Consider the following 24,229-nt stretch of genomic DNA (forward strand, 5'->3'; position numbering starts at 1 on the left):
ATTTTCCTTCGGGTCATGGCCTCACCCTTCACGCAGTTGCGCGATCACCTGCTCGGCATGGATCACGCCGGCGATGTGTCCATGATGATCGACCACGGGAAGCGAGCGGAGGTTGTACTTGTCGAAGAGCTCGGCTACCTCGTTATCGGAGGCCTTCAAGGTGCAGCTCACAATGCGCCACTCGGAGAGCTCGGCCAGGGACCTGTCGGGAGCCGCCAGCAGCAGCCTCGGCAGTGCGACAACGCCCTTGAGATGCTCCTCCTCGCCCGTCAGGTAGATCTCGGTGATGGTGTCCGCATCTCCGTCAAAGGCGCGCAGCACCTCGATGGCGTCGGCAACGGTGGCGCCCAGAGCCACGCCCACGAAGTCGGTCGTCATGCGGCCGGCAGCGCTGTTAGCGGAGAACTCGAGCAGGTCCTCGACGTCCTGGCGCTCCTCGGGCTCCATCTCTTCGAGGATGGCCTCACTCTCCTCATCGGAGAGCTCGGAGAGCAGATCGGCAGCCGCACCGGGGTCCATCTCCTCGATGATGTCGGCTGCGCGCTCGGAGTCGAGCCCCTGCAGCAGCGCCTTCTGCATCTTCGGCTCAACCTCTTCCAGGGTCTCCGCCGCTGTCTCTTCCGGCAGGCTGGTGAAGATGGCCTCGCGCTCGGCCGGAGCCAGCTCTTCGAGGATGGCCGCGATGTCCGAGGGGTGCATCCGCGAGAGCTTGTCCTGCTCGATCCGCAACCGCACGCGGCGAGCTGGGTCGCGGTCGATCAGGTCGACAAAGTCCCAGGGAATCGCACGGGACGGGAACTTGCTCGAGACTGCCTCGACTGCCTGTGCCGAGACTCCCTTCAAAAGCCGTCGCGAAGCGCCGCGCAGCCCCACCTCGACCTCGTCGATACGGAGGCCCTTGGCCTCGTTCGATTGATCCGCGCGCTCCCACGTGAGGTTGACGTCGTTCACACGAACGACCTTGCGGCCGTCCACGTCGATGATCTGCTGATCCAGCAGGTCGCGATCCAGAAGCAGAAGATCGTCGGTTTCCGTATAAGTCGTGGGCTTCGAGCCGGTGCGCAAAACCTTATCCGCCCGCCGGGGGACCAGGACCTGATCCACGGGCAGGAACGTCGAACGCATCTTGCCCTTCGATCGCAGCCCGAGAACAAAACCGGCAATATGCGTAGCGTCTCGCGAGAGATCGACCGCAAACTCCGTCACGCGTCCGCAGGGATGTCCAGCGGAGTCGACGACGCGCATCCCCAGAAGGGTGGAGGCGCTGGTCGGCACTGGATTCACGTCGCTCATCTCTCCCTTAACCTACCCCATCTGAGAGGTTCGCGGCTTGCGTATGACACGCCACGAACACGCACAGCAAACTACAGCGAAAAGCGAAGAGCCAACGCCTGAGCGTTGGCTCTCGATTGGAACGAAAAGTTTACTTGCCGAAGTCAACGGTCGGAGCAACGCCGTTTGCCGGATTGCCCTTGAAGTACTCGTCGCGGTAGTGGAAGCCAGCGATATTCGCCCAGAAGCTATTGGGAAACTGGCGAATATCCACGTTGTACAGCTCGAGCGTCTTGTTGTAGCGCTGGCGCTCGACCGCAATGCGGTTCTCGGTTCCAGCCAGCTCATCGGAGAGCCGGATGAACTGTTCATTGGCCTTCAGGTTGGGATACTGCTCCTGCAGGCGCAGCAGAGGGCTGATCGCGAGATCGAGCTTCTGGTTCGCCTGAATGCTGCTCGCATGGTCCGACGACGCAGCAATCACAGCCGCGCGCGCGTTGGCGATGTTGGTCAGCACCGTCTCTTCTTCCTTCACGTAGCCCTTCACGGTGGCAACGAGGTTCGGAATCAGGTCAAGCCGCCGTTGCTGCACGACATTGAGCTGCGAATAGGACTGATTGACATCCTCATTCAACTGAACCATCTGGTTTTTTGCGGAGATATAGCTTCCTGCTCCCAGCAGAAGCACGACCACGAATAGACCTACAACACCCAGTGCAACCCAAATACCCTTCATCGTCGATCTCCCATTTCCTTCTATCGTCTTCATTCCGGCATCTTGACTTGCGTTCCTAGCTTACTGCACTACCAGTCTCCACTGGCGCCGCCGCCACCAGAACCGCCGCCAAATCCGCCACCAAAATCTCCGCCGCCGCCACTGCTGCCGCCGCTGTTTCCACCGCCTCCGAAGCCGCCGCCACCGCCGAAGCCGCCTCGTCCGCCACCCATCATGCTTCCGAGCAGGAACCAGAGCCAGCCACCGCGCCCACCACCACCGCCTCTGCCGCCAAAGATAACCAGCAGAATGACGATGAAAATGACGATGCCGAACCAGTTGTTGCCGCCGCGTTGCTCAACCTGCTCACGATGGTAGGTGTGAACCGGAGCCATATCCAGCGTAACGCCCGCATCGGTAGCGATCACCTGCGCAATCTGCTGCGCGCCGGCCTGAATCGCGGGGCCATACTCCCCTTGCTGAAGCTGTGGGACCATGCTGCGGCCGATGTCGCCCACCTTGGCATCGTTCAGGATGCCCTCGAGACCGTACCCGACCTCGATGCGACGCTTGTGGTCCTGAATTGCAAAGACCATCACAACGCCTTTATCCGAACCTTTCGGCCCGACCTTCCACTTGTCCTCAAGCTGTGTCGTGAAGTCTTCGATCGTCACGCCATCGAGAGAGTTGACCGTCACCACTTCAATCGTCGCGTGCGCCTTCTCATAGACCTGCTTGCACAGATCTTCGAGGCTCTGCTTGGAACCCTCGTCGATAACGCCGGCAAAGTCGCTGACATAGCTGGTCGGCTTGGGCAGCTTGTCGACCGATTCCGCGCGCACCAGGCACACGGACGCCAACAAGAACACCAGAACTCCTAGAAATTTACGCGTCACGGTCACGGATTTAGGATACGCCCGGATAGGTTGCGAAGTTCCCTTCCACATAGAACCATCACCAGACATACCCGTGTTCTCTGAGGAAAGTGCCGTTGCAATACCACAGACGTACGTATTGGCCCAAGACTTTGCCCGCAGGGTTGTATAAGCCATCCCTGCGGGCTGATATCTATTGCAATCCGGTCGAGAAACGCACGTACGGGAACCGCTTTGCAGGCTATGCAACTACATCTTCATCTTGCCTTTCAGATCATCAGCCATGTTCGTGTGGGCAGCGACAACGCTCTTGCCCTGCATCACGGCCGCCTTGAACTTCGCGTCCGTGGTGGTCTGAGCCTCAGTCGTAAAGGCATCCAGAGCCTGGTGATGGTCCTGGTCCATCACGTTGATGTACTCCGCGTCGAAGTCCGCGCCGGACAGCCCATTCAGCTTGTCCCACTCAGACTGGTGGGCCGCATCGGGACCACTGGGCGCCGTAAGGCCCCATGCCGTGGCGAAGGGCTTCATCTTCGCATCGAGCATCTTGTGGTCGGCCACCATCTTGTGCGCAAAGGCCTTCACCTGCGGGTTCGAAGCCTTGGTTTCGGCCAGTTCGCTCAGCTTGATCTCGTTCATATCGCCCTGCGCCGCAGCCGCGAGAAACGTCTTGTCGGCATCGGTGACAGCAGCTTTTGCCTGGGAGGACGCAAACATGGCAGCGCAGCCTATTACGGTCATACAAAGCATCTTCTTCGTCGTTTTCATGGGGTGTCTCCTCGTTGCGGCAGAGCCGCGGGAAAATGGCTTACGGCTGTAGGAGTCCCTGCGCCCCTCCCGCGTTGTCCCATACCAACCCCCGCGGCTTTATTCTGGAGGTGGAGATTTCATGCCCTCGATATCGCAGCTACCCCTCGCCACCCCTGAACCAAAGACTCTGGACATCCACGGCACGCAGTTATACGACGATTACGCCTGGCTGCGCGACAAAGGTTCGCCCCGCGTAACGGAGTACCTCGAAGCCGAGAATGCCTACACCAGTGCCGCGATGCAGGGCACCGAGGCACTGCAGGGCGCACTCTATGAAGAGATCCTGTCGCACATCAAGGAGGACGATGTCTCAGTCCCCTATCGCGACGGTGCCTGGGAGTACCTGACCCGCACCGAAAAGGGCCTGCAATATCCCCGCTTCCGCCGCCGCTCCGCAGAGGGTCCAGGCGAAGAACAGACAATTCTCGACGTCAACGCGCTTGCCGCAGGCCAGCCGTTTATGAGCGTCGGGGTTCTCGGCATCAGCCCGGACGGAAAGCTGCTGGCTTACACGACGGACAATACTGGATTTCGGCAGTACCGGCTTGCGATCAAGAACCTCGAGACGAACGAAACCCTGACCGACACCGCCGAACGCGTGGGCTCGATCTCCTGGGCAGCAGACTCAGCCACGCTCTTCTACACCACCGAGGACGAGCAGACCAAGCGCCAGGACCGGCTGTGGAGACACAGCCTCGGTTCGACTGCAGACACGCTCGTCTTCGAAGAGAAGGACGAACGCTTCAATATCGGAGTGGGCCGTACGCTCGACCGCCGCTACCTGATGCTCGAGTGCGGCAGTCACACTACCAGCGAGAGTTGGTTCCTCGATGCGGCCAAACCTGAAGGAACCTTCACCCTGATCGCTCCACGCGTCGACGATGAGGAATACTCCGTCGAGCACCGCGAGGGCTTCTTCTACCTCCGCACGAATCACGAAGCCGAGCAGTTCAAGCTGGTGCGCACCCCTGTAAACGACCCAGGCCGTGAGCATTGGCAGGAGATCTTGCCAGAGCACGCAGACGCCCCGCTCGAAGACTTCGATCTCTTCCAGAGCTTCCTCGTCGCCAGCTACCGCGAGCGCGGCCTGCCGGTGTTGCGCGTCTTTGCCCTCGACGCCTCAGGCCTGCTCACCACGTCGAACGACATTCGCTTCCCCGATCCCGCCTACACCGCCTTTGGCGAAATCAATCGCGACTTCACAACGACAACCTTTCGCTACGCCTACCAGTCGCTGGTCAGGCCTGCGTCGGTGTTCGCGTACGACGTGGCAACGCAACAGTCGACCTTGTTGAAACAGCAGGAGGTGCCGGGAGGATTCGACGCCTCACAATATGCCTCCGAGCGGCTCTGGTTCAGCGCAACCGATGGCGTGCAGGTTCCGATCTCGCTGGTCTATCGCCGCGACAGGTTTCACAAGGACGGTTCGTCGCCGCTCTATGTCTACGGCTACGGATCGTACGGCTACGCGCTGCCGCTGGGCTTCAGCGCCTCGCGCCTGGCCCTGCTGGACCGCGGTGTTGTCATTGCCTATGCCCACATCCGCGGCGGCGGCGAACTCGGCGACCCCTGGCACGATGCAGGCAAGATGATGTCCAAGCGCAACACCTTCACCGACTTCATCGACGCGACGGAGTTCCTGCTCGCCGAAGGCTATGGTGACCGCAAGCGCGTCGCGATCGAAGGCGGCAGCGCTGGCGGCCTGCTGATGGGCGCCGTCACCAACATGCGCCCGGACCTGTTCCGCGCGGTGCTCTCGCATGTTCCCTTCGTCGATGTGATGAACACTATGCTCGACGCCAGCCTGCCGCTCACAGTCGCCGAATACGAGGAATGGGGCAATCCGAACGAGCCCGAAGCCTTTGCCTACATGCGGTCTTATTCGCCGTACGACAACCTCGCCGCAGGAGCGTATCCCGCAATGCTCGTGAAGACGAGCCTGAACGACTCCCAGGTGATGTATTGGGAACCAGCGAAGTACGTCGCCAAACTACGTACGCTCAAGACCAATGACACGCCTCTACTGCTGCACATCAACATGGATGCGGGGCACGGCGGAGCTTCGGGGCGCTACGACTATCTGAAGGAGATTGCGTTCGACTTCGCGTTCCTGCTGAAGGAGCTTGGTTTGGTGGAAGAAAAGAGCTAGGGAGCGCCATTAAATCACACGCAGTTGGATAACATGTGCCCTGAAGTCCTGGCATAAAACCAAGCCCCGAAGGGGCGGCACCATCATAGCCCAGGGTGAAACCCTGGGTTACAGAACGACGAGAAGGTGTAGCCCTGAAAGGGCGATCTATCGATGCCAGCCAGGATAGACCGCCCTTTCAGGGCTACACCTCTTTGGGGGTATTGTTACCCAGGGTTTCACCCTGGGCTGTGATGGCGTCGCCCCTTCGGGGCTTAGTTCGATGCTGGGTCTCATCGTTGTGCAATCCCCAAAGGCTAGGCTGCTCTAAACTGCACGGAACGCTAAACGTGCCGTTGTCCTGAGATAGGCCCGGGCCTATCTCAGAGACAACTGCAAAATCGTGCTCGCCGATTCGTCAAACGCTACCTATGCCTTGGCGGCCAACTCTACCTTGTCACCCTCACCCGGCGCCAGGAACAGATTCGTCTCCAACCCATGCTGCTGCGTGTAGAGGTCGTAGTAGCGGCCTCCCAGCTTGTACAACTCATCGTGGGTGCCGCGCTCCAGAATTCTCCCCTGCTCGATCACCAAAATCTGGTCGGCTCGGCGAATCGTCGAGAGCCGGTGCGCGATCACGAAGGTCGTACGGCCCTGCATCAGGTAACTCAGACCATGCTGGATCAGCGCCTCGGACTCGGAATCGAGCGAGCTTGTGGCCTCGTCGAGGATAAGGATGCGCGGGTCCGCCAGGATTGCTCGTGCAATCGAGATGCGCTGCCGCTGCCCGCCTGAGAGCTTCACTCCACGCTCCCCGACGATCGTGTCGTAGCCTTCCGGAAAGCGTTCGGCGAACTCATCCACACGCGCGATCGAGCAGGCCGTCATGCACTCTTCTTCTGTCGCTTCAGGCCGCGAGAACTTCACGTTTTCGCGAATCGTGCCATCGAAGAGAAAGGTCTCCTGCAGCACGACACCAAGCTGGCTCCGGAAGCTGCTGAGCTTCAACGTCGCGAGATCGTGACCGTCGATCAGCACCGCTCCGCTCTGCGCGGTATGGAAGCCGCAGATCAGGCTGATGATCGTTGATTTACCCGAGCCACTCGACCCGACGAGCGCCGTCACCGTTCCCGGTTTGGACTCGAAGTTGATGTTGTGCAGCACAGGCTTGTCGTCGACGTAGGAGAAGCTCACATCATCGAAACGAACATCTCCGGACACAACACCGATCTCGTGCGAACGCAGCGGATCGGCGTCCTCCTGACGTTCGGCGAGAACCTCCCGGGTGCGGTCGAGACCGGCGACAGCTTCGGTAAGTTGCGTGCCGACCGAGACAAGCTGAATAAGCGGCGCAATCATGAAGACCAGAAACATTACATAGCTGAAGTACTGGCCCACGGTGAGCTTATCGGCATAGTGCTCATGGGCTCCGATAAACATTACCAAGGCCGTAACGATGCCCTGAGCAGCTGTCGCAGCCAGCCCCATAAACGACTGCGCCGTGATCGAACTGATGACGTTCCGCAGCAAGCGCTCCGCGCCGTCGGCGAAGACGTTCGCCTCGCTGGCCTCGGCATGATAGCCCTTGATCACCCGGACGCCGCCAAGCGACTCCGTCAGGCGGCCAGACACCTCGGAGCTGATCTTGGCTCTCTCGCGAAAGATCGGGCGAATCGTCTTGAAGGCATATTGCAGGATCGCCCCAAAGATCAGAAGAATAACGAAAGTGAGCAGCGTCATCTTTACGCTGATATGCAGTAGCCAGACGAACGCAAAGATCGCTGTCAGCACGCCGCCGACAAAGTCCACCACTCCGGTGCCGACCAGGTTGCGGATGCCTTCAACATCGTTCATGATGCGAGCCACCAGCGTGCCCGTACGGTTCTCGTCGTAGAACGCGACCGGAAGCTGTCCGATGTGCTGTTGTACCTGCTTCCTGATGTCGGTAATGAGGCGCTGGCCCGACTTGGATAGCAACTGGGTCAGGGCATACGAGGTGCCACCCTGCAGGATGGTGGCCGCGACAGCCGCGCCAACGATCATCGGCAGAAGCGAGATATCTTTCGCATTCATCACCTTGTCGATCAGCGGCCGAGAGAGAGCGGGCAGGACGAGACTCGACGCCCGGTTGACGATCATCAGCAAGAAGCAGCCGGAGAGGAGCCAGAGGCGCGGCTTGATCAGCACCCAGACCTCAGGCAGAATGTCGCTGAGCTTCGGCTTTGGACGCTTCGCCGTCAAATCGGCACTGAGAGCCTTACTGGTATTACGCGAGGGCCTCTCGGCCGAACGCAAACCACCGCTGCCGCGACCGAGACCCGAGCTTCCTAAACCTGCCATGGATTAACCTTAATGTCCTGCCACGATGAATCGAAGTCTCAATGAAGTCCTGAGTGTTCGATGTTCCAGACTCACCGAAGACTCAGGCTACACGCCCACGGCGGGCTGCAATGAACGACCGGACGCACAGAACGACGAAAATCAGGCAGACAAACGCCATGATGAGCTGCTCATGCACCGCTGCCGGATGAGCCAGTTCCACCTGCTGGGCATGAGCCTTTACGAGCGACTTAATCGACATCACCGCCGGGAAAAGAAAGCCCAGCAAGCCAACGGTCACCGCAATATGCATCCAGAGCATGCGCTTCTTCGCGTCGTTGCCCGAGGCCAGACCGCCGCTAAGCGCCAGCACCAGGCCAAACCAGCAGGGGATGAGGGACGTCGGATGGCTGGAACCGGTCATCACAAAACCGGCAACACCCAGAACAACCAGCAGCACTCCAAAGACGATCGTTAGTTTTGCCACAGAGGAATCTCGCTTTCAGAATTAAAGTTTGTAGTTACGCAGTGGCCGCTTTGCGGATCTGCGCGATCACTTCATCGGTAGTCCAGTCGTTGGTCGGATAGAACGCAACGACCTTTCCGTCCTTGCCGATCACCAGCGTCGACAACGAGTGCTGCAGCGTTCCGTTGTCTCCGGGAGTTACCCCGAGGCCGAAGAACTGCTCCATCTTCTCCATCTCATCCGTTGTAGGCGCGGCAAAATCCCAATGCCCGAACTGCTCCTGCGTATAGCGTCCAGTGTAGGCTCCGCCGTAGCTCCGCAGCACCTTCGGCGTGTCGTAGGTAGGGTCAAAGCTGATGCTGAGCAGATGCGTCTTGCCGTAGACCGCGGCGTCCGTGCTGAGGGACTTATCGATCTCCGCAAAGTTGCGGCTCAGGCGCGGGCAGTAGTCCGCCAGAGGGCAGCGTGTGTAGATGAAAGTCATCAGGAGGACCTTGCCCCGGAATTGCTTGAGGCTGATCTTCTTATCCGACTGGTTAAGTAGTGCGAAGTCGGGAACAGAATCGCCTGGCGCGGGCTCGTGATACTGCACCGTCGGCTTGTAGTCCGGCCTTGCCTGCGCGATCACGACGATGTCGGTTAGGCGCATGTTCGTTGGGCCGTCGGCATCCTCGTCGGTCACCAGCGTCGCGGTAATCTTGTCGCCCGGATGCAGCTCCGACATCACCGTCGGATCACTCAACCGATAGGCCATCGTCATCGCTTCCATGAAGCCGGGAATCGATTCGTGCTTCAGCAGAACGGATTTGTTGGTCGCGTCCAGTTCGACGACAACGCCCCGTATCGGGTAATGCTTCGTTGCCACCGAAGACGGCTTCGCCGTGGAGTGACAACCGGTCACAAGGCTGCCAAGAGCCAGGGTCATGGCAGCAACGAGAGCGAGAAGAGTAGAACGCAAACGCACGAAGAGCCTCAGGGAGCACGATGAAAAGAAATCGGGCTCACCTCTTATGATAGCTGGCCCGCTGCAGGTTCTTCCGCGGCAACTACCGTGCTCATCCAAACTGCAAACGCAGAGTGCGCCGAGTACACCAAGTTGACGCAAAGGAAACTCTGCGCAAACTTAGCGTCCTTCGCGCACCTTGCGTTTGCAGTTTGCGATGACACGCCCTACCTGCTTCTACGGCTGTGCCTTCGCCTGCCGTGTTAGCATCACAGCCAAAAGCTTCACCAACAGAGTTGACCCCGTGCGGCAGCTACTGCGGAAGGCAAAATCTCAGGAATATCCTGCTGTTTTGGGACCGCTTCTGCCTCACCTTCACGGACGAGTTTGTCCAACGCAGGAGCAAACGCCAGTGCAGTTATCGCACAGACCCGACGACACGACCGCAGGTCCCTCCGTACTCTGGCTCGCTCTCGGCTTCCTGCTCACGGGGCTGGGAACTGTTCTCCTCGGTCCGATCCTCCCCTCCGTCTCCCAGAACTGGCATCTTGCCGACTCCCAGAGCGGCCTGCTGCTCTTCGCCAAGTTTCTTGGTTCCTTCATCGGAGGCGTCACCGTACCGCGCAAGCTGCGATTCGGAATCCTCGGCGGCACTCTGCTGGCCTGTACCGGATTCGGGGCCTTTGGACTCTCTCAAGGGCTCCTGAGCGGCATGTTGACACTCTTTGTCGCAGGCATCGGACTCGGCCAGATCATCGCCTCGACCAATATCCTCGCGGGACACCGTTACCGCGCACACACCGGTTCAGCGCTGGCCTCTTTGAACTTCTTCTGGAGTCTGGGCGCGGTCGGCGCCGGAGTCGTGATCGCGGCCCTGATGCCGCGCTTCGGCCTGCGCAATCTTCTGCTGTACTTTGCCGCGGCCTTTCTCGTCATCAGCATCGGAGGAGGCCTCGATTGGCGTTTGCGGACTGGAGAAGGCTCCCGGGATTCACAACCGTCCGGTGCACCCAGGAATCCATCTCTCTCGATGGAGACCCTGCTTCCCTTCGTGCTGCTGCTCTTCTTTTACGGCGGTCTGGAGACCTGCCTCACCGGCTGGCTCACGACCTATACGCTCCGCTACTCCGACACGCATCTGCTCGGCGGCCAGTCCGCCACCATCCTGATGTGGACAGCGCTCACCGCAGGGCGTGGGCTCTCTTCGGTTGCTCTTCGCTATATCCGCGAGAGCACCGTGCAGCGCGTGGGCCTGGTCTTCTCCTTCGTCTTCACCGGCGCGCTGACGATGACGCACCATGCCACAGAGCTTTCACTCTGTTGCATCCTGTTGGGGCTCAGCCTCTCGCCTTTCTTCCCGGCAACCTTTGGCCTGCTGATGCGCCGCTCGCCCTCGGCACGAGAAGCGGGATTCGTGCTGGCGATCTCCGGCCTTGGCGCGGCGGCCTTTCCGTGGCTGATGGGAATCGTCTCCACGCACAGCGGCTCGCTGCGCCTTGCGATGGTTGTGCCGATGGTGCTCGCCCTGTTGCTGCTTGCCGTCAGCTTCTGGAACCCGGCGCGCAACGGCTCATCCCCGGAACTTTAGAGAATTCCCGCACAGGTGCAGGGTATGTCATCAAACTGCGGTTCAAGATAAAAATCGAGCCGTGCAAATAGTTTGTTAAGGCAAGATTCGGAAGGGCAGGGTTTCAACCCTGCCATATGAACCGGGCCGAAAGGCTCACCTTTCTGCCGAAGGCTGGAGTGAAGGCGTAGCCGCAACGACTGAATTGCATTCCTGCGTGTAGCCCAGGTGGCACAGGGAACACCCAGGATGTATTCGCGAATGCGGCTACCTGTTTCACCGCAACCAAAGAAAGCAATTCAGTCGTTGCGGCTGCGCCTTTACTCCGGCCTTCGGCAGATAGGTAGGCTCTTGTAGAACGGCTTTTACTGCAGGGTTGAAACTGTACAAAGGCATTCGTGGCATGAGCAGACAGCAGATTCCCTGCGGGAATGACAACAAGAAAAGCAAAGACCAAAGAGGCATCACACCCTCGTATGCGATGTTTTAGCCACATGGTTTCCCCACCGGCTACCAGCGTATAAACGTAATCGATGCCCTTGGCCGCCCTACCCTTAGCACTGCTCGACGCCCTCAGCGGCAGCGCGCTCATCGTCATGCCCACCGAGGCCGCCTCTCGCAGCCTGCGCCGGACCTTTGACGCGAGCCAACGCGAGTTGGGGCTGCAGGCCTGGGAGCCTGCTCGCGTTCTCTCCTGGGGGCAGTGGATGGATTCGCTCTGGAGCGAGTTGATCGTCTCCGGCGAGGACACGCGCCTGCTCTTGAACGAAGCACAGGAACACGACCTGTGGCGCGAGGTTGTCACAGGCACACGCGAGGGCGACGAAGCGACCCTGGGCTCGTCGGACTCGCTGGCGGATATGGCACGCCAGGCCTGGAACCTCGCCCATGCCTACAACGCAACGGAACGCCTGCGGGCCTTTGCCACCACCCACGATGCCCGAACCTTTGCAGGCTGGGCGGAGACCTTTGGGCGTGGATGCGAACAGCGTGGCTACCTCTCGCGAGCTGCGCTGGAGACTGCACTGCGGCAGCATATCGAGGCTGGAACCCTGACTGCACCAGCCCATGTCATGCTGGCGGGCTTTGGCGATTGGGTTCCCGCACAAACAGAACTGCTCGATGCGATGCGCTCCAACGCTTCCCTCTTTGTGCAGCATTCGCTGGACGTACCGCCGCAGCCCGGCGCCCAGCGAACGATCGTGCAGGCAGACAACGAACAAGACGAACTGCCCGCGCTCGCCCGCTGGATTCGAAACTTTGTCGAGCAACGCAAGGGCGCGCGAGTCAGCGTTCTGCTGCCTGACATGGAGAAAGATCGTGCGGAACTGGAGACCCTCTTCCGCGAGATCCTCGCTCCCGAGCTTCAGCAAATTGGCGTCGATCTTTCCTCGACACCCTACGAGTTCTCCAGCGGCAAGCCGTTGTCCTCCCTGCCGATGATCGCTGCGATGCTCGATCTCGCGCGCTGGACGCAGGGCCCGCTGGAACTCGGCAAGGTCAGCGCCCTGTTGCTTTCGCCTTACCTTGGAGTACTCGGCGGGCAGAACCAGAGCGCGCAGTTCGATGCCTATGATCTACGCCAGGCCAAGCTGCTGCGCCCGGAGATCGATCTGCCCTCACTGCTCTATCTGGCACAGCAGTCCAGCCGTGGCATAGCCCCTCTTGCCTGGCTGCAGCCTCTGAATGCGTTCTTCAAGAGGAATGAAAATCGCGGCACACCGCGCGGCTTTGCCGACTGGGCCGAGTTCCTGCGCGGTCTCGCGAAGGCCGCGAACTGGCCCGGCGAACGCCCGCTGACCGGCGACGAGTTTCAGGCGACCATCGCCTGGGACCATCTGCTCGACCAGATGGCAACGCTCGATTTCCGAGGACGGCGCGTCTCCTTCTCCACTACGCTTCGCACACTGGAACGCCAGGCCAACGCCACTCTCTTCGCACCTCCCTCCAACGATGCTCCTGTGCAGGTGATGACTCCGGCGAACGCACTCGGAATGACCTTTGACGCCGTCCTCTTTGCCCGCGCCACAGACGCCAACTGGCCTCCTGTCGAACGCTCGAATCCCCTGCTTGGCTGGGGGCTGCAGGCCAGCCTGGGGATGCCCGGCACCAGCCAGCCGCGCGCCACCGAGCGAGCGCAACACGCTCTGGATCGCCTGCTGAGCAGCTCCAGCGATGTGCTCTTTACCTATGCGAGAGAGAATGCCGACGGGGAGCAGCGGCTCTCGCCTGCCATCTCCGAGCTCGGCTGGGAGCAGCTTGCGGCCCGCAACCTCAACCCCGCATCTCCCGCTGCGCTTCAGGTAACAGAGGAGATCGTTGAAGACATCACTTCTTTGCCACCACTGCCGAGCTCGCAGGTACGGGGTGGCGCACGCGTGCTGCAACTACAAGCTGCCTGCGGCTTCCGCGCCTTTGCGGAGATACGCCTGGGCGCCACCGAACTCGAAGCCAGCGACGCGGGCTTCGACGCCCGCGAAAATGGCAGCCTGCTGCATGGAGCCATGAGCCGCTTCTGGGAAGAGGTTCAGTCGCAGTCCACGTTGCAGGCGATGTCTCGTGACGCACGCGCGCAGCTGCTGGGCCGCTGTATCGACCAGGCTCTCGACAAAGACCTCAACATCCAGGGCAGATGGGACGAAGCCTACGTGGCCCTGCAGAAAGAACGCCTGCAACGCGTCCTGCTGCAGTGGCTCGACAAAGAGATGGAACGTGGACCATTCAAAGTGCAGTACATCGAGCACGATGAGCTTATCGGCATCGGACCGCTGGATCTGAAGCTGCGCATCGACCGCCTGGACATCGTCGAAGGCGGTGTCTTTCTGGTCGACTACAAGACCAGCTACTCCTCCGATCCGAAGAACTGGCTGGGCGAACGGCCTGATGAACCGCAGCTTCCGCTCTATGCCCTGTTGCCCGGTGAAGGAGAGCTGAAGGGATTGGCCTTCGCCAAGGTGCGTCCGGGACGCGATATGAAGTGGCTCGGCTATCAGGATGCGGAAGGCCTGATCCCGGGCACGCCGGCCAGGACCGTCCTCGACATGCAGGGCCAGGTCGAAGAGTGGCGCACAACGCTGACAACACTGGCGGAGTCCTTCGCCGGAGGAGACGCTACCGTGCATCCCAAGGACTATCCGATGACCTGCATCCACTGTGCGCAGCGTTTGCTCTGCCGTTTGGATCCCACCAGCCTGCTGACCGGCAACGAAGACAGCGAAGAAGCCAGCGAGGACCGCATCGATGGCTGAAGTCCTCCAGTTCCCAGCGCCGCCCTCCGACGCTGCCGCGCGAACCAGCGCACTCGACACTAAAGCTTCATGGATCGTTGAAGCCCCGGCGGGCTCAGGCAAGACCGGTCTGCTGATGCAGCGTTATCTCAAGCTGCTTACAGAGGACGGAGTCGTACAACCGGAAGAAGTTCTGGCGATCACCTTCACCCGGAAAGCCACCGCCGAGCTGCGCGCACGCATCCTCACAGAGCTGGAAAAGGCTCATCACGAGACGCCTTTGCGCGACGAGAACAGCACCTTCGAGCGCGAAACACGCGAGCTCGCACAAACGGTTCTGGCACGCGATGCGGCACTCGGCTGGGAGCTGATCGAGAACCCGCAAAGACTGCGCGTCCGCACCATCGACTCCGTCTGCGCGGAGATCGCAAGCACCCTGCCGCTACTCTCGGGCAGCGGAGGCTCACGCACACCCGTGGAAGACGCAGAGCCGCTCTACCGCCTTGCCGCACGCCGTACCCTGATGCAGCTCGGCGGCAGCGATGCTGCCCTGCATACTGCTCTGCGCACCATCCTGCTGCATCGCGACGGCAGCCTGAGCGATTGCGAAACACTGCTGGCCAGAATGCTGGCCGCACGCGAACAGTGGGGCGAACTCATTCCGCTCGATCGCGAGTCGCTGGACGATGCCGCACTGGACAGAGAGGTGCGGCCCAGGCTGGAGAGCGCGCTGGAGAACATCGTCTGCGCCGGTCTGACACGCGCCACCAAAGTCATGCCTGCGGGTCTACTGCAAGAGCTGGCCGCACTAGCCTCTCGCCTGGGAATGCAGCCCGGCTACAACGACGGGCCTTCCCCCATCTCGTTTTGCGCTGGCCTCGAGGGGCCTCCTGAGACCAAGGCCGAGCACCTCGACCACTGGGTGGCGCTGGTTCATCTCCTGCTGACGCAGAAAGACTGGCGCAAATCCAGAGGAATCACCGACAGGAACCTCGGCTTCATGCTTCCGAAGTACGAAAAAGAGCAGTTGGTTCAACTGATCGAATCCATCCAGAACGACCGGCTGCTGGAGGCGCTCCATGCCCTTCGCGCTCTGCCGCCCGCACGCTATCCGGACGGACAGTGGGAGGTCGCCAAAGCCCTCTTCCGCCTCCTGCTCCATGCGCTTGCCGAGCTCAAGGTACTCTTCGCGGAACGCGGCGAATGCGACTTTGCCGAACTGGCACTGGCAGCCCGCGAGGCTCTTCGCGCCGACGAAGGCCCCGCCGATCTTGCCGGATCTTCCGGTGCAACGCTGCGGCACCTGCTGGTCGACGAGATGCAGGACACCTCGTCCAGCCAGTACGAGCTCATCGAGCTGCTCACTCGTTCGTGGGACGGCCACAGCCAGACGCTCTTTCTTGTCGGCGATCCCAAGCAGTCGATCTATCTCTTTCGCCAGGCGCGCGTCGAGCGCTTCATGCGCACCATGCAGGAGGCCAGCCTCGGCGATGTGCCCGTCGGCGTTCTCCGCCTCACCTCGAACTTCCGCTCGCAGGCCACGCTGGTCGAAGACTTCAACGGCGACTTCAGCCGCATCTTTCCCGGCGCTGACGCAACCTTGTCGAGCGAAGCCATCGATGTGCCTTTTGTCGCCGCTACCGCCGTGCGGCAGAAGACTGAGAGCGAAGGCATCGTCTGGCACACGGCGATCCTTGGAGAAGAAGAGGGGGGCGAAGAGATGGAAAGCGCCCCGACGAACAATCCCAGGAATGATCACGCACTCCTGGAAGCGCGCCGCATCCGTCAGATCGTCGAGCACTGGCAGCAGAAGCCTCTGCCGGAGGGCCGCACACAGCCCTGGCGCATCGCCGTGCTGGCGCGCGCGCGGCGTCACCTCGCACCCATCGTCGCGGAGTTCCAACGCAGCGATGCCGAGCATAGCCCCATCCCCTTCCGCGCCGTCAAGGTCGAAGCTCTCGACGAACGGCCGGAGGTCCTCGACGCGCTAGCCCTTACGCGCGCCCTGCTACATCCGGCGGACCGCGTCGCCTGGCTGGCTGTGCTGCATGCTCCGTGGTGCGGTCTGGGAATCGCCGACCTGTTGGCGCTAACCGGAGAAGGCTCTTCCCCAGCCGCTTCCGACACCGTTCCCGCTCTGATCGAGGCACGCGAGTCTTATCTCAGCGACGAGGGCCGTGCACTGCTCGCGCGCGCCTGGCCCATCCTGCGAACAGCGCTCGGCGAGTCCGGTCGTGGCGACATCGCCGTCCGCATCGAGCGCACCTGGAGATCATTGGGCGGAGACGTACTCCTGCAACCCGAGCAGCGAACCAACGTCCAGCACTCCTTCGCTCTGCTTCGTGAGCTGGAACAGCCCGGCGGCTGGATAGATCTTCGTGCTCTCAAGACGCGGCTGGAAAAACTCTTTGCCGAAGCCGTCAGTGGAGAAGTTGCGGTAGAACTTATGACGATCCACACCGCAAAGGGCCTCGAGTGGGATGTCGTCATCGTCCCTGCACTCGAGAAACGAGGGCAGACCTCACGCAGCGATCTTTTGAACTGGCTGGAGCTGGATGGCGATGATGTTACCGGCCCATCCATCGTGCTGGCGCCCATCTACGGCAAGGGCAGCGATCCGGATGAGCTCTACAAGTGGCTGAACCACATAAGAAACGCGCGCGAGGAGGCCGAGCGCAAGCGGCTCTACTACGTAGCCTGCACCCGTGCCCGCGAAGAGCTTCATCTCTTCGCCACCTGCGAACGAACATCGAAGGGCGAGGTCAAGCCACCCATCGGAACCCTTCTGTACTCCTGCTGGCCCGCAGCACAGAAACACTTCGACGCATGGTTGGAAGCACCCCCTTCGAACCTTGAAGAGCAGTTGAAGCAATCGCTCGGAGCAGATGAATCCTCAGAAGGAATTGTTCCAGCAGTCACTCCTGGGGCTCCGCAGGTCAGCGGACCTCCGCTCATTCATCGTCTGCCGCTGACGTTCAATCCCCTGCAGCGCTTCGCCGAAGCCGCGGAGCAGCGCCTGCCTTATCTCTCCGCCTCCGCCCTGCGTCAGACGCCGAACTTCGAGCGCCCTGAAGGCTCGTTCGCCGTGCGTGCCTTCGGCAATGTAGTCCATCGCTTTCTTCAGGTGCTTGCCACCCGCCTGGCAAGCGGCACCACAACCGACGAGTTGCTGGCAGAGCTGGGCTCCTGGGAACCACGCTTGCTGGCCAGCCTGCGTGGCGAAGGCCTTGCGCCCGCACTGTGTCAGAGGGAGGCCTCGCGGGCACTGCAAGCGCTCGTGCAGACACTCAGCGATGACATCGGCCGCTGGATTCTCATGCCCCAACCCACCGCCGTCAGCGAACGGGCCTTTACCTTCGCGGCGGCAGAGTCCCCCACGCTGCGCGTCGACCGTACCTTTCCGGGCGGCACAACGCCTTTATCCGTGGGGAGCGAGGCTCTCTGGATCGTCGACTTCAAGACCACAGAGCAGGGCTCGCGCTCGGCGGAACGCTTTGCGGAAGACGAACGCGCCAAGTACAGTCCGCAGATGGAAAGCTACGCCGCTGTGTGCCGACTATTAACCGATGCGGACAGACAGATTATGCTCGGGCTCTATTACCCTCTTATTCCAAGGTTGATTCATTGGCCAACCTGACGTCGTAAATCCTTCAGCCATAAGAGCCGCAATGATATTCTTTCGGCAGTCGGGTCTGGATGGAGGAAGAACTATGCCGCAATCTCGCCGCCTGGTGCTATGCGTCGATGATGAAGCGGTCGGTCTTCAAGTACGCAGAATGATCCTCGAACGGTCAGGGTATTCCGTACTGACGGCGCAGGATGGGCCCACAGGCTTGAAAATCTTTGCAGAAAATCCGGTCGAGGCCGTAGTTTTGGACTACTCCATGCCGGGAATGAATGGCGGCCAGGTCGCGGCTCAAATGCGCGAACGCAAACCCCAGGTTCCCATCCTTCTGCTTTCAGCCTATATGGCGATTCCAGCAGATCTCGTGGGCCTCGTCGATATCTCTATGACCAAAGGAGAAGGTCCCCCCATGCTTTTGCAAAAGCTGGACAGCCTCTTCTCCAACTAGAGCAAATCTCCTGTTGCTGGGAGGTTGAATCGGGCGTGCAGTACCGTTTTTCTGGGGAAAAACGGCCATAAATGTCGCGGTTTCGCTATACACCTACAGGAAATTTGCTTTAGCTGGACGAAACTCGAGAGCCTCAACCTACTGTGAATCTGAGCCAACTCAATCGGGTGTTGCTGCAAACGCTGCTGATTCCAGTGGTAGCGCTCATGTTCGTCGCCGCCATCCTGTCTTTACAGATCGAAAACGCCGAACGAACGGTCGCACAGATGCGCAAGGCGGATAACAACATCGCCACGGCAACACTCGTCTCTGTCCTGATGGTCAATGAGGAGTCCGGTCTGCGCGGCTATCAGATCACGTCCAACGAGATCTTTCTGCAGCCCTATGACTACTCCCAGGTCCCGCTCGACAATGCCCTGCATGAACTCAGGGACGGTTTGACACAACAAGGCAGCGATCCAAGCGCCGTTGATGACTTCATCATGGCTCACAACGTCTGGCGCAACTCCTTCGCCGCGCCTTTGATCGCAGCGACGAGTGCGGGCCAGAACACCCGCGATTCCGGGTTGAATCTCCGCGGCAAGGCCCAGATGGAGGCTTTGAGCGACAGGCTCAATAACATCGTCGAAACCCAGAAAACGCAACGCACCCTGATCGGCGATACCTGGCAGCGGCAGGTGCGCGAAACCCTGGAGATCCTCATCGCCCTGGCGCTGATCATCGGCCTCGCCATCGGCTTCTTCGCCCGGAGCCGTCTGCACCAGGTGTCCGCGGCCTTCCAGGCCACGCTGGCGTCGTTACGCCTGAATGCACAGCGCACCTACGAATCCGAGCAACGCCTGCGCACTACGCTCACTTCCATCGGCGATGGTGTAATCGTATGCGACATCGACGGCATCATTGAACTGCTCAATTTAGTCGCGCAACAGCTCACGGGCTGGAGCCAGGCCGAAGCTGTCCACAAGCCGCTCGAAGAGGTCTTTCGCATCGTGCATGAGACGACGCGCGAGCCCCTGGAAACACCCTTCGCCATGGTCAAAAAGCAACAGCGCGTCATTAACCTTTCCAGTCATGCGTTGCTACTGCGCCGGGATGGATCGGAGCTCAATGTCGACGACAGCGGAGCTCCCATTCATGATCGCTCCGGCAGGCTGGTCGGTGTCGTCATGGTCTTTCGCGACATCACCGAACAGCTCCGCTCACAAGCCGCGCTGCTCGCCACGGAAAAGCTCGCCGTAGCCGGCCGGCTTGCCGCAACCCTGGCGCACGAGATTCACAATCCGCTGGATGCGGTCGGCAACCTGCTCTATCTCATGAAGGACGGAGCTACCCCCGAGGAATCCACCCAGTTTCTCCAACTCGCCAGCCAGGAACTCGATCGTGTGACACAGATCAGCCGAGCCATGCTGGGCATGTATCGCGAGTCGAAGACTCCTGTAGCAGTCGATGTGAAGGACATGCTGGAGAGTGTTCTCCTGCTGCTCAATCGCCAGATGAGCCAATTGCAGCTTGAAGTCCGGACAGATTTTGCATCGAATGCCAGCGTCACAGGTTATCCGGTCGAACTGCGTCAGGTCTTTATCAACCTGCTGAGCAATGCCGCCGATGCCTCGACACAGGGGGGAATCATCGCAGTGCGTACCAAGCTCCGCTCCGCCGTACGCAGCGGTAAGACGGGAGGCAGGCAAGCTGGTGTCGAGATCACGATCTCCGATAACGGAGTCGGAATCTCCGATGCCGCGCTGCCCCAGGTCTTTCAGCCGTTCTTCACCACCAAGGGAGAGCATGGCACCGGGCTGGGCCTGTGGGTAAGCCACGGCATCATCGAAAAACACAGCGGAACCATCGAGATCGAGAGCAGCACCGACGAGCAGAATCACGGAACCAGGATTACTGTGTTCCTGCCTCGGCTCGATAGCTGAAGTGCGCAATGGATAAATGAAGCGCTACAAAAAAACCGGGCTTGCTGAAGACGCAAGCCCCATTCGTGATTCAACGCAACATGAATTCAAAAGACTACAGAATAAAGCGAACAGCCGCATCGGCTTCAATCGCCATGATCTGCAGTGTCTGGAAGAACTTCCTGCTCTGGCCAGTGAAGAGGCCACTCGCGGTAAGAGCTGCGACCGAAGCGACGGCGCCCGTAACCTTGTCGGTCAACGGACGAATGATGGCGACTGGAGGGAGTTCAGAGCTGATGAACTCACAAGGAACAGGAAAGATCAGGCTGGGCTGAACCACGCTGGGCGGTTGCAGCGGTGGATTATTGAAAAAGTCCGGGAATGTCAGGCCGGAGATGGGATCGGTAAACGGAGCAATGGTCTGCTGTACTCCATTGCCGGCAAAATCGACCCATTCCAGGAAGTGAGCAATCTCATCCCCACCGATGCCAAGCGTGATCTGCAGCACCTCCGGGTCTGACACTTTCTGGCTCATGGCTGCATAAAGACTCGTACCGCCCTGCTCAATCGCTCCAAAGTGAAAGGCGGCCACATTCGCGATCGCCTGAATATGAAGGTTGCCCGGAAAGCTGGAGGCACCGCCATTGAAGTCGGCATCGGTCTTGGGAATAGCCGTAACCCCATTGAGAGTGACGGCCTGCGGAAAGGTCGCCCCCAGGTCCGGGTTCGTTGTGCTGCGATAACGAACAAACCAACTGGTGTCGACATTGAGATGCATGAGGTTTGTGAGGCGCAACTTGCCTGACGATCCTGTAGCAGTACTTCCCGGCAAAGTCTCAAACTCGCTGAAATCAACTGGCTCGGCCCCTCTGGATTTGAGATAGGCATTCAGGAAGGCAGCATGACTTACTTCATCCAGCGTATTGCTGGTGATATATTGCGGTCCATCGCCATCGAGGTTCGATAACGCCATCTGATAGTTATTCAACGGTGGGTTGGGGTTGGGATCTACCTCGATGGGCTTGTTATTGCCAATACCACCCAGCTCCGCATATTGTGTCCAGAGGTCCGACTCAATGAGCTCTGCCGCCGCCAAAAAACGAAGAATGGCAGCATCTCCTGCATTGAGCCTGCCCTCTGATCGGCCCTGGGCACTGGCCTTCGTTCCATTCGCTAACAAACCGACGCCAACTGTTGCAGCGCCTCCTGCCAGAAGACCGCTTTTCATAAATGAACGGCGATTAACTGGGCGATTGATGTTGCTTACCGGATTTTCCATTGCTCTACCTATCCTGATCTATTACGAAGATGGGTCTCTCCTGAGGAGTTACCCGCCAATCACAATAGGCGCGCGCAATAACGATAGTTGTCAGGGAATTGTCAGATAATTGTCTTCTTGGATTTTCGGAATAGATTTATTCATGCAGTAATAAATCTATAGCTTTATTAAATACCCACGGTAATGGATCGACGACAGAAGATAAGTGAGCCACGAGGCTAGTTGGCCCACTTATCTTCTTGCTTTAACGCACTATTGCTTTAACGCAATAATTCCGCAAGTGCTACCGCGCAAGCATCGCAATCTTCACGGTTCGCATCATAGTGTGTCACCAGCCGCACATGGTGCGGACCGATAGCGCTCGACAGAATGCTCTTCGCCTTCAACTTCGCCACAAACCCCGCGGCATCGCCATTGTTCTTCAGTGAAAAGATGACGATGTTGGTTTGCACCGCGGTAAGATCAATCTCCGCTGCGGGACACTGCGCAATGGCCTCAGCGAGCAGACGCGCATTTGCATGATCCTCACCGAGCCTCGACGGCATCTCTTCCAGTGCAATCAACCCTGCCGCCGCCAGAATGCCTGCCTGCCGCATGCCTCCACCCAACGCCTTGCGGAAGATGCGAGCGCGATCGATCGCCGCACGGCTGCCCACCAGGATCGAGCCCACCGGCGCGCCCAGCCCCTTCGACAGGCAGAACATCACGGTATCGAAGCCACTGGTCAACTCGGCAACGCTTACTCCCAGCGCAGTCGCAGCGTTGAAGACACGGGCGCCATCCAGATGCACCGGCAGCCCCGCCTCGCGAGCGCCCTGCCAGATCTCGCGCAGCACTGGCAGCGGCGTCACAGTTCCGCCAGCCATGTTGTGTGTGTTCTCCAGCGAGATCAACCCCGTCGAGGCCCGGTAGTAGATCTTCGGCGAGATAGCCTTCCTGATCGATTCCCAGCTCAACACACCACGATCTCCTGCAACGGTACGCGGCATGCAGCCGGAGAAGGCGGAGAGCATGGCCATCTCCCAGTCGAGCACATGCGAGCGCGACTCGCAGATGACCTCCTGCCCATGCTGGGTGTGCAGGCGAATCGCAATCTGGTTCCCCATCGTTCCGGTGGGCACGAAGATCGCGGCCTCACGGCCGAAGACCTCTGCCGCACGTTGCTCCAGCCGATTCACTGTCGGGTCTTCCCCATACACGTCGTCGCCCACTTCGGCGGACGCCATCGCCGCATACATGGCCGCTGTAGGCCGGGTCACTGTGTCGCTACGCAGATCGATTACTTTCGAACTCATCTTTTTCTCTATCCCTTCGTTCTTTTGCTTGATTCTGTTTCGTCTTTGCTTTTCTGATTGTCATTCCCGCAGGGAATCTGCTTCTGCCTTTGCCCTTGCTTTTCTGGTTGTCATTCCGAGCGCAGCGAGGAACCTGCTTCCCGGACCACCACAACTTCAACCAGGAAGCCTCTCCAGCAAATGCCCAAACACCTCGTTCGACACCAATCGCCCGCGCAGCGTAAGCCGCCAGCGATCTTCTTCCGCAAGCATCAACCCCTCATCCACCAACTCCCGCACAGCCTCTTCATACGGGGCAACGAGCTCTCCTGCGAACTCACCCCGCAGTTGCTGCATGGAAATTCCTTCGGTCATCCGCAGGCCAAGAAACACGGTCTCCTCAAACGCCTCGCGCACGCCCACCAACGTGGGATCAACAGGTACAGCACCGCTGTAATCCGCAAGCTCCTCAGGATTCGCAAACCGAACCGCACCCTCACGCCGGAGCAGCATCGAATGCGCATCGAGGCCAAAACCCATGTAAGGCGCACGCTGCCAATATTTCTTGTTATGCCTGGACTGATGCTCCTTCGCGGCAAAGTTCGAGATCTCATACTGCGCGAATCCCTGCTGCGGAAGCACCGCACAGGCCTGTTCGTACAGCGTCGCGGCGATCTCCTCCTGCGGCACCCCATGCGCGTGAAAGCGCTGCCCTCCGGCGAGCACCTCGCGACCGAGGCGAGAGTCTTCATCGACCTCCAGCATGTACACGCTGAGGTGCGTCAGCCCCACACCACTCGCGACCTCCAGCGAATGCGCGAAGCTTTCCTCGGTCTGATAGGGCAATCCGGCGATCAGATCGGCGCCCACTTCAGGCAATCCAGCAGCTCGCAGCCGCAGGATCTCGCGCACGCACTCGCGTTCCGTGTGCAAACGGCCCACAGCGGCGCTCTCCCGGTCCACAAACGACTGCACCCCGAGACTCACGCGATTCACGCCCAGCCGCATCGCCTCGGCGAGCAGTTCGTCCGCAATCTGCCCCGGCGCGGACTCCAGCGTAATCTCGGCATCCCCCGCTATCTCGAAGTTCCGCCGCAACGCCGCAAAGATCTCACGCAGTTGCGAAGGGGCCAGCAGGCTCGGTGTTCCCCCGCCAAAGTACACCGTTCCGACCGATCCCGGCAGGTCGGCTCCGAGGCTCGCGGCAGCTTTATTTGCGGCGTCGATCTCCCCGCAGAGCATCGCCACATAACGCTCGATGGTGGCAGGAGACGAAACTCCCGAGGCAAAGTTACAGAAACTGCACTTGGCGCGGCAAAAAGGGACTGAAAGATATATCCCCAGCGCATCCGAAGCCGATTCGATCCTCACGCATCCATT

General features: G+C 59.9%; 16 protein-coding genes. 6 read left to right on the plus strand and 10 right to left on the minus strand.

Going from position 1 to position 24,229, the window contains the following annotated elements:
- Window positions 1-21: 21 nt before the first annotated feature.
- From HDF15_RS18480 to HDF15_RS18495, 4 genes are all read right to left on the minus strand, one after another.
- Window positions 22-1,293 carry a magnesium transporter MgtE N-terminal domain-containing protein gene (locus HDF15_RS18480; RefSeq protein ID WP_184258189.1) on the minus strand — a complete coding sequence of 424 codons (1,272 nt, stop codon included), beginning with the start codon at window positions 1,291-1,293 and terminating at the stop codon, window positions 22-24.
- A gap of 130 nt (window positions 1,294-1,423) precedes the next feature.
- Window positions 1,424-2,008, minus strand: coding sequence for a LemA family protein (locus HDF15_RS18485; RefSeq protein ID WP_184258191.1), 585 nt, complete (start codon window positions 2,006-2,008; stop codon window positions 1,424-1,426).
- A 68-nt stretch (window positions 2,009-2,076) separates the two neighbouring features.
- Window positions 2,077-2,856 carry a TPM domain-containing protein gene (locus HDF15_RS18490; RefSeq protein WP_184258193.1) on the minus strand — a complete coding sequence of 260 codons (780 nt, stop codon included), beginning with the start codon at window positions 2,854-2,856 and terminating at the stop codon, window positions 2,077-2,079.
- A gap of 255 nt (window positions 2,857-3,111) precedes the next feature.
- Window positions 3,112-3,630 (minus strand): DUF4142 domain-containing protein, encoded by a 519-nt coding sequence (locus HDF15_RS18495; RefSeq protein ID WP_184258195.1) that lies wholly within the window; start codon window positions 3,628-3,630, stop codon window positions 3,112-3,114.
- A gap of 121 nt (window positions 3,631-3,751) precedes the next feature.
- Here HDF15_RS18495 and HDF15_RS18500 point away from each other — a divergent pair, with 121 nt between their 5' ends.
- Window positions 3,752-5,821 carry a S9 family peptidase gene (locus HDF15_RS18500; protein WP_184258197.1) on the plus strand — a complete coding sequence of 690 codons (2,070 nt, stop codon included), beginning with the start codon at window positions 3,752-3,754 and terminating at the stop codon, window positions 5,819-5,821.
- 408 nt (window positions 5,822-6,229) lie between these two features.
- On the opposite strand, the gene HDF15_RS18505 is transcribed toward HDF15_RS18500, so the two are convergent.
- From HDF15_RS18505 to HDF15_RS18515, 3 genes are all read right to left on the minus strand, one after another.
- On the minus strand, window positions 6,230-8,140 hold the full coding sequence (locus tag HDF15_RS18505) for an ABC transporter ATP-binding protein (RefSeq protein WP_184258199.1): 1,911 nt from the start codon (window positions 8,138-8,140) through the stop codon (window positions 6,230-6,232).
- Between the two features lie 82 nt (window positions 8,141-8,222).
- The gene (locus HDF15_RS18510; protein ID WP_184258201.1) at window positions 8,223-8,606 is read right to left on the minus strand and encodes a hypothetical protein; all 384 of its coding nucleotides are present in this window, start codon (window positions 8,604-8,606) and stop codon (window positions 8,223-8,225) included.
- Window positions 8,607-8,640: 34 nt separating this feature from the next.
- Window positions 8,641-9,549, minus strand: coding sequence for an SCO family protein (locus HDF15_RS18515; protein WP_184258203.1), 909 nt, complete (start codon window positions 9,547-9,549; stop codon window positions 8,641-8,643).
- Window positions 9,550-9,940: 391 nt separating this feature from the next.
- Between HDF15_RS18515 and HDF15_RS18520 the strand changes: the two genes are divergently transcribed.
- The 5 genes from HDF15_RS18520 to HDF15_RS18540 all read left to right on the plus strand — a co-directional run bounded on the left by HDF15_RS18520 (window position 9,941) and on the right by HDF15_RS18540 (window position 20,317).
- Window positions 9,941-11,116 (plus strand): sugar MFS transporter, encoded by a 1,176-nt coding sequence (locus HDF15_RS18520; protein WP_184258205.1) that lies wholly within the window; start codon window positions 9,941-9,943, stop codon window positions 11,114-11,116.
- Between the two features lie 518 nt (window positions 11,117-11,634).
- Complete coding sequence (locus HDF15_RS18525; protein WP_184258207.1) at window positions 11,635-14,343, plus strand: PD-(D/E)XK nuclease family protein; 2,709 nt, start codon at window positions 11,635-11,637, stop codon at window positions 14,341-14,343.
- Window positions 14,336-17,959, plus strand: coding sequence for an exodeoxyribonuclease V subunit beta (locus HDF15_RS18530; RefSeq protein WP_184258209.1), 3,624 nt, complete (start codon window positions 14,336-14,338; stop codon window positions 17,957-17,959). Before HDF15_RS18525 ends, HDF15_RS18530 begins: the two co-directional genes overlap by 8 nt.
- Before the next feature lie 73 nt (window positions 17,960-18,032).
- Window positions 18,033-18,395, plus strand: coding sequence for a response regulator (locus HDF15_RS18535; protein WP_014264853.1), 363 nt, complete (start codon window positions 18,033-18,035; stop codon window positions 18,393-18,395).
- 143 nt (window positions 18,396-18,538) lie between these two features.
- The gene (locus HDF15_RS18540; RefSeq protein WP_184258211.1) at window positions 18,539-20,317 is read left to right on the plus strand and encodes an ATP-binding protein; all 1,779 of its coding nucleotides are present in this window, start codon (window positions 18,539-18,541) and stop codon (window positions 20,315-20,317) included.
- Window positions 20,318-20,411: 94 nt separating this feature from the next.
- Here HDF15_RS18540 and HDF15_RS18545 read toward each other — a convergent pair whose 3' ends face one another.
- The 3 genes from HDF15_RS18545 to hemW all read right to left on the minus strand — a co-directional run bounded on the left by HDF15_RS18545 (window position 20,412) and on the right by hemW (window position 24,220).
- Window positions 20,412-21,575 (minus strand): hypothetical protein, encoded by a 1,164-nt coding sequence (locus HDF15_RS18545; RefSeq protein ID WP_184258213.1) that lies wholly within the window; start codon window positions 21,573-21,575, stop codon window positions 20,412-20,414.
- A 260-nt stretch (window positions 21,576-21,835) separates the two neighbouring features.
- Complete coding sequence (locus tag HDF15_RS18550) at window positions 21,836-22,870, minus strand: low specificity L-threonine aldolase (protein WP_184258215.1); 1,035 nt, start codon at window positions 22,868-22,870, stop codon at window positions 21,836-21,838.
- A 156-nt stretch (window positions 22,871-23,026) separates the two neighbouring features.
- Window positions 23,027-24,220, minus strand: coding sequence for a radical SAM family heme chaperone HemW (gene hemW / locus HDF15_RS18555; protein ID WP_184258217.1), 1,194 nt, complete (start codon window positions 24,218-24,220; stop codon window positions 23,027-23,029).
- Window positions 24,221-24,229: the final 9 nt, after the last annotated feature.

This window comes from Granulicella mallensis, assembly GCF_014203225.1.
GTDB classification, from domain to species: Bacteria; Acidobacteriota; Terriglobia; order Terriglobales; family Acidobacteriaceae; genus Granulicella; species Granulicella mallensis_A.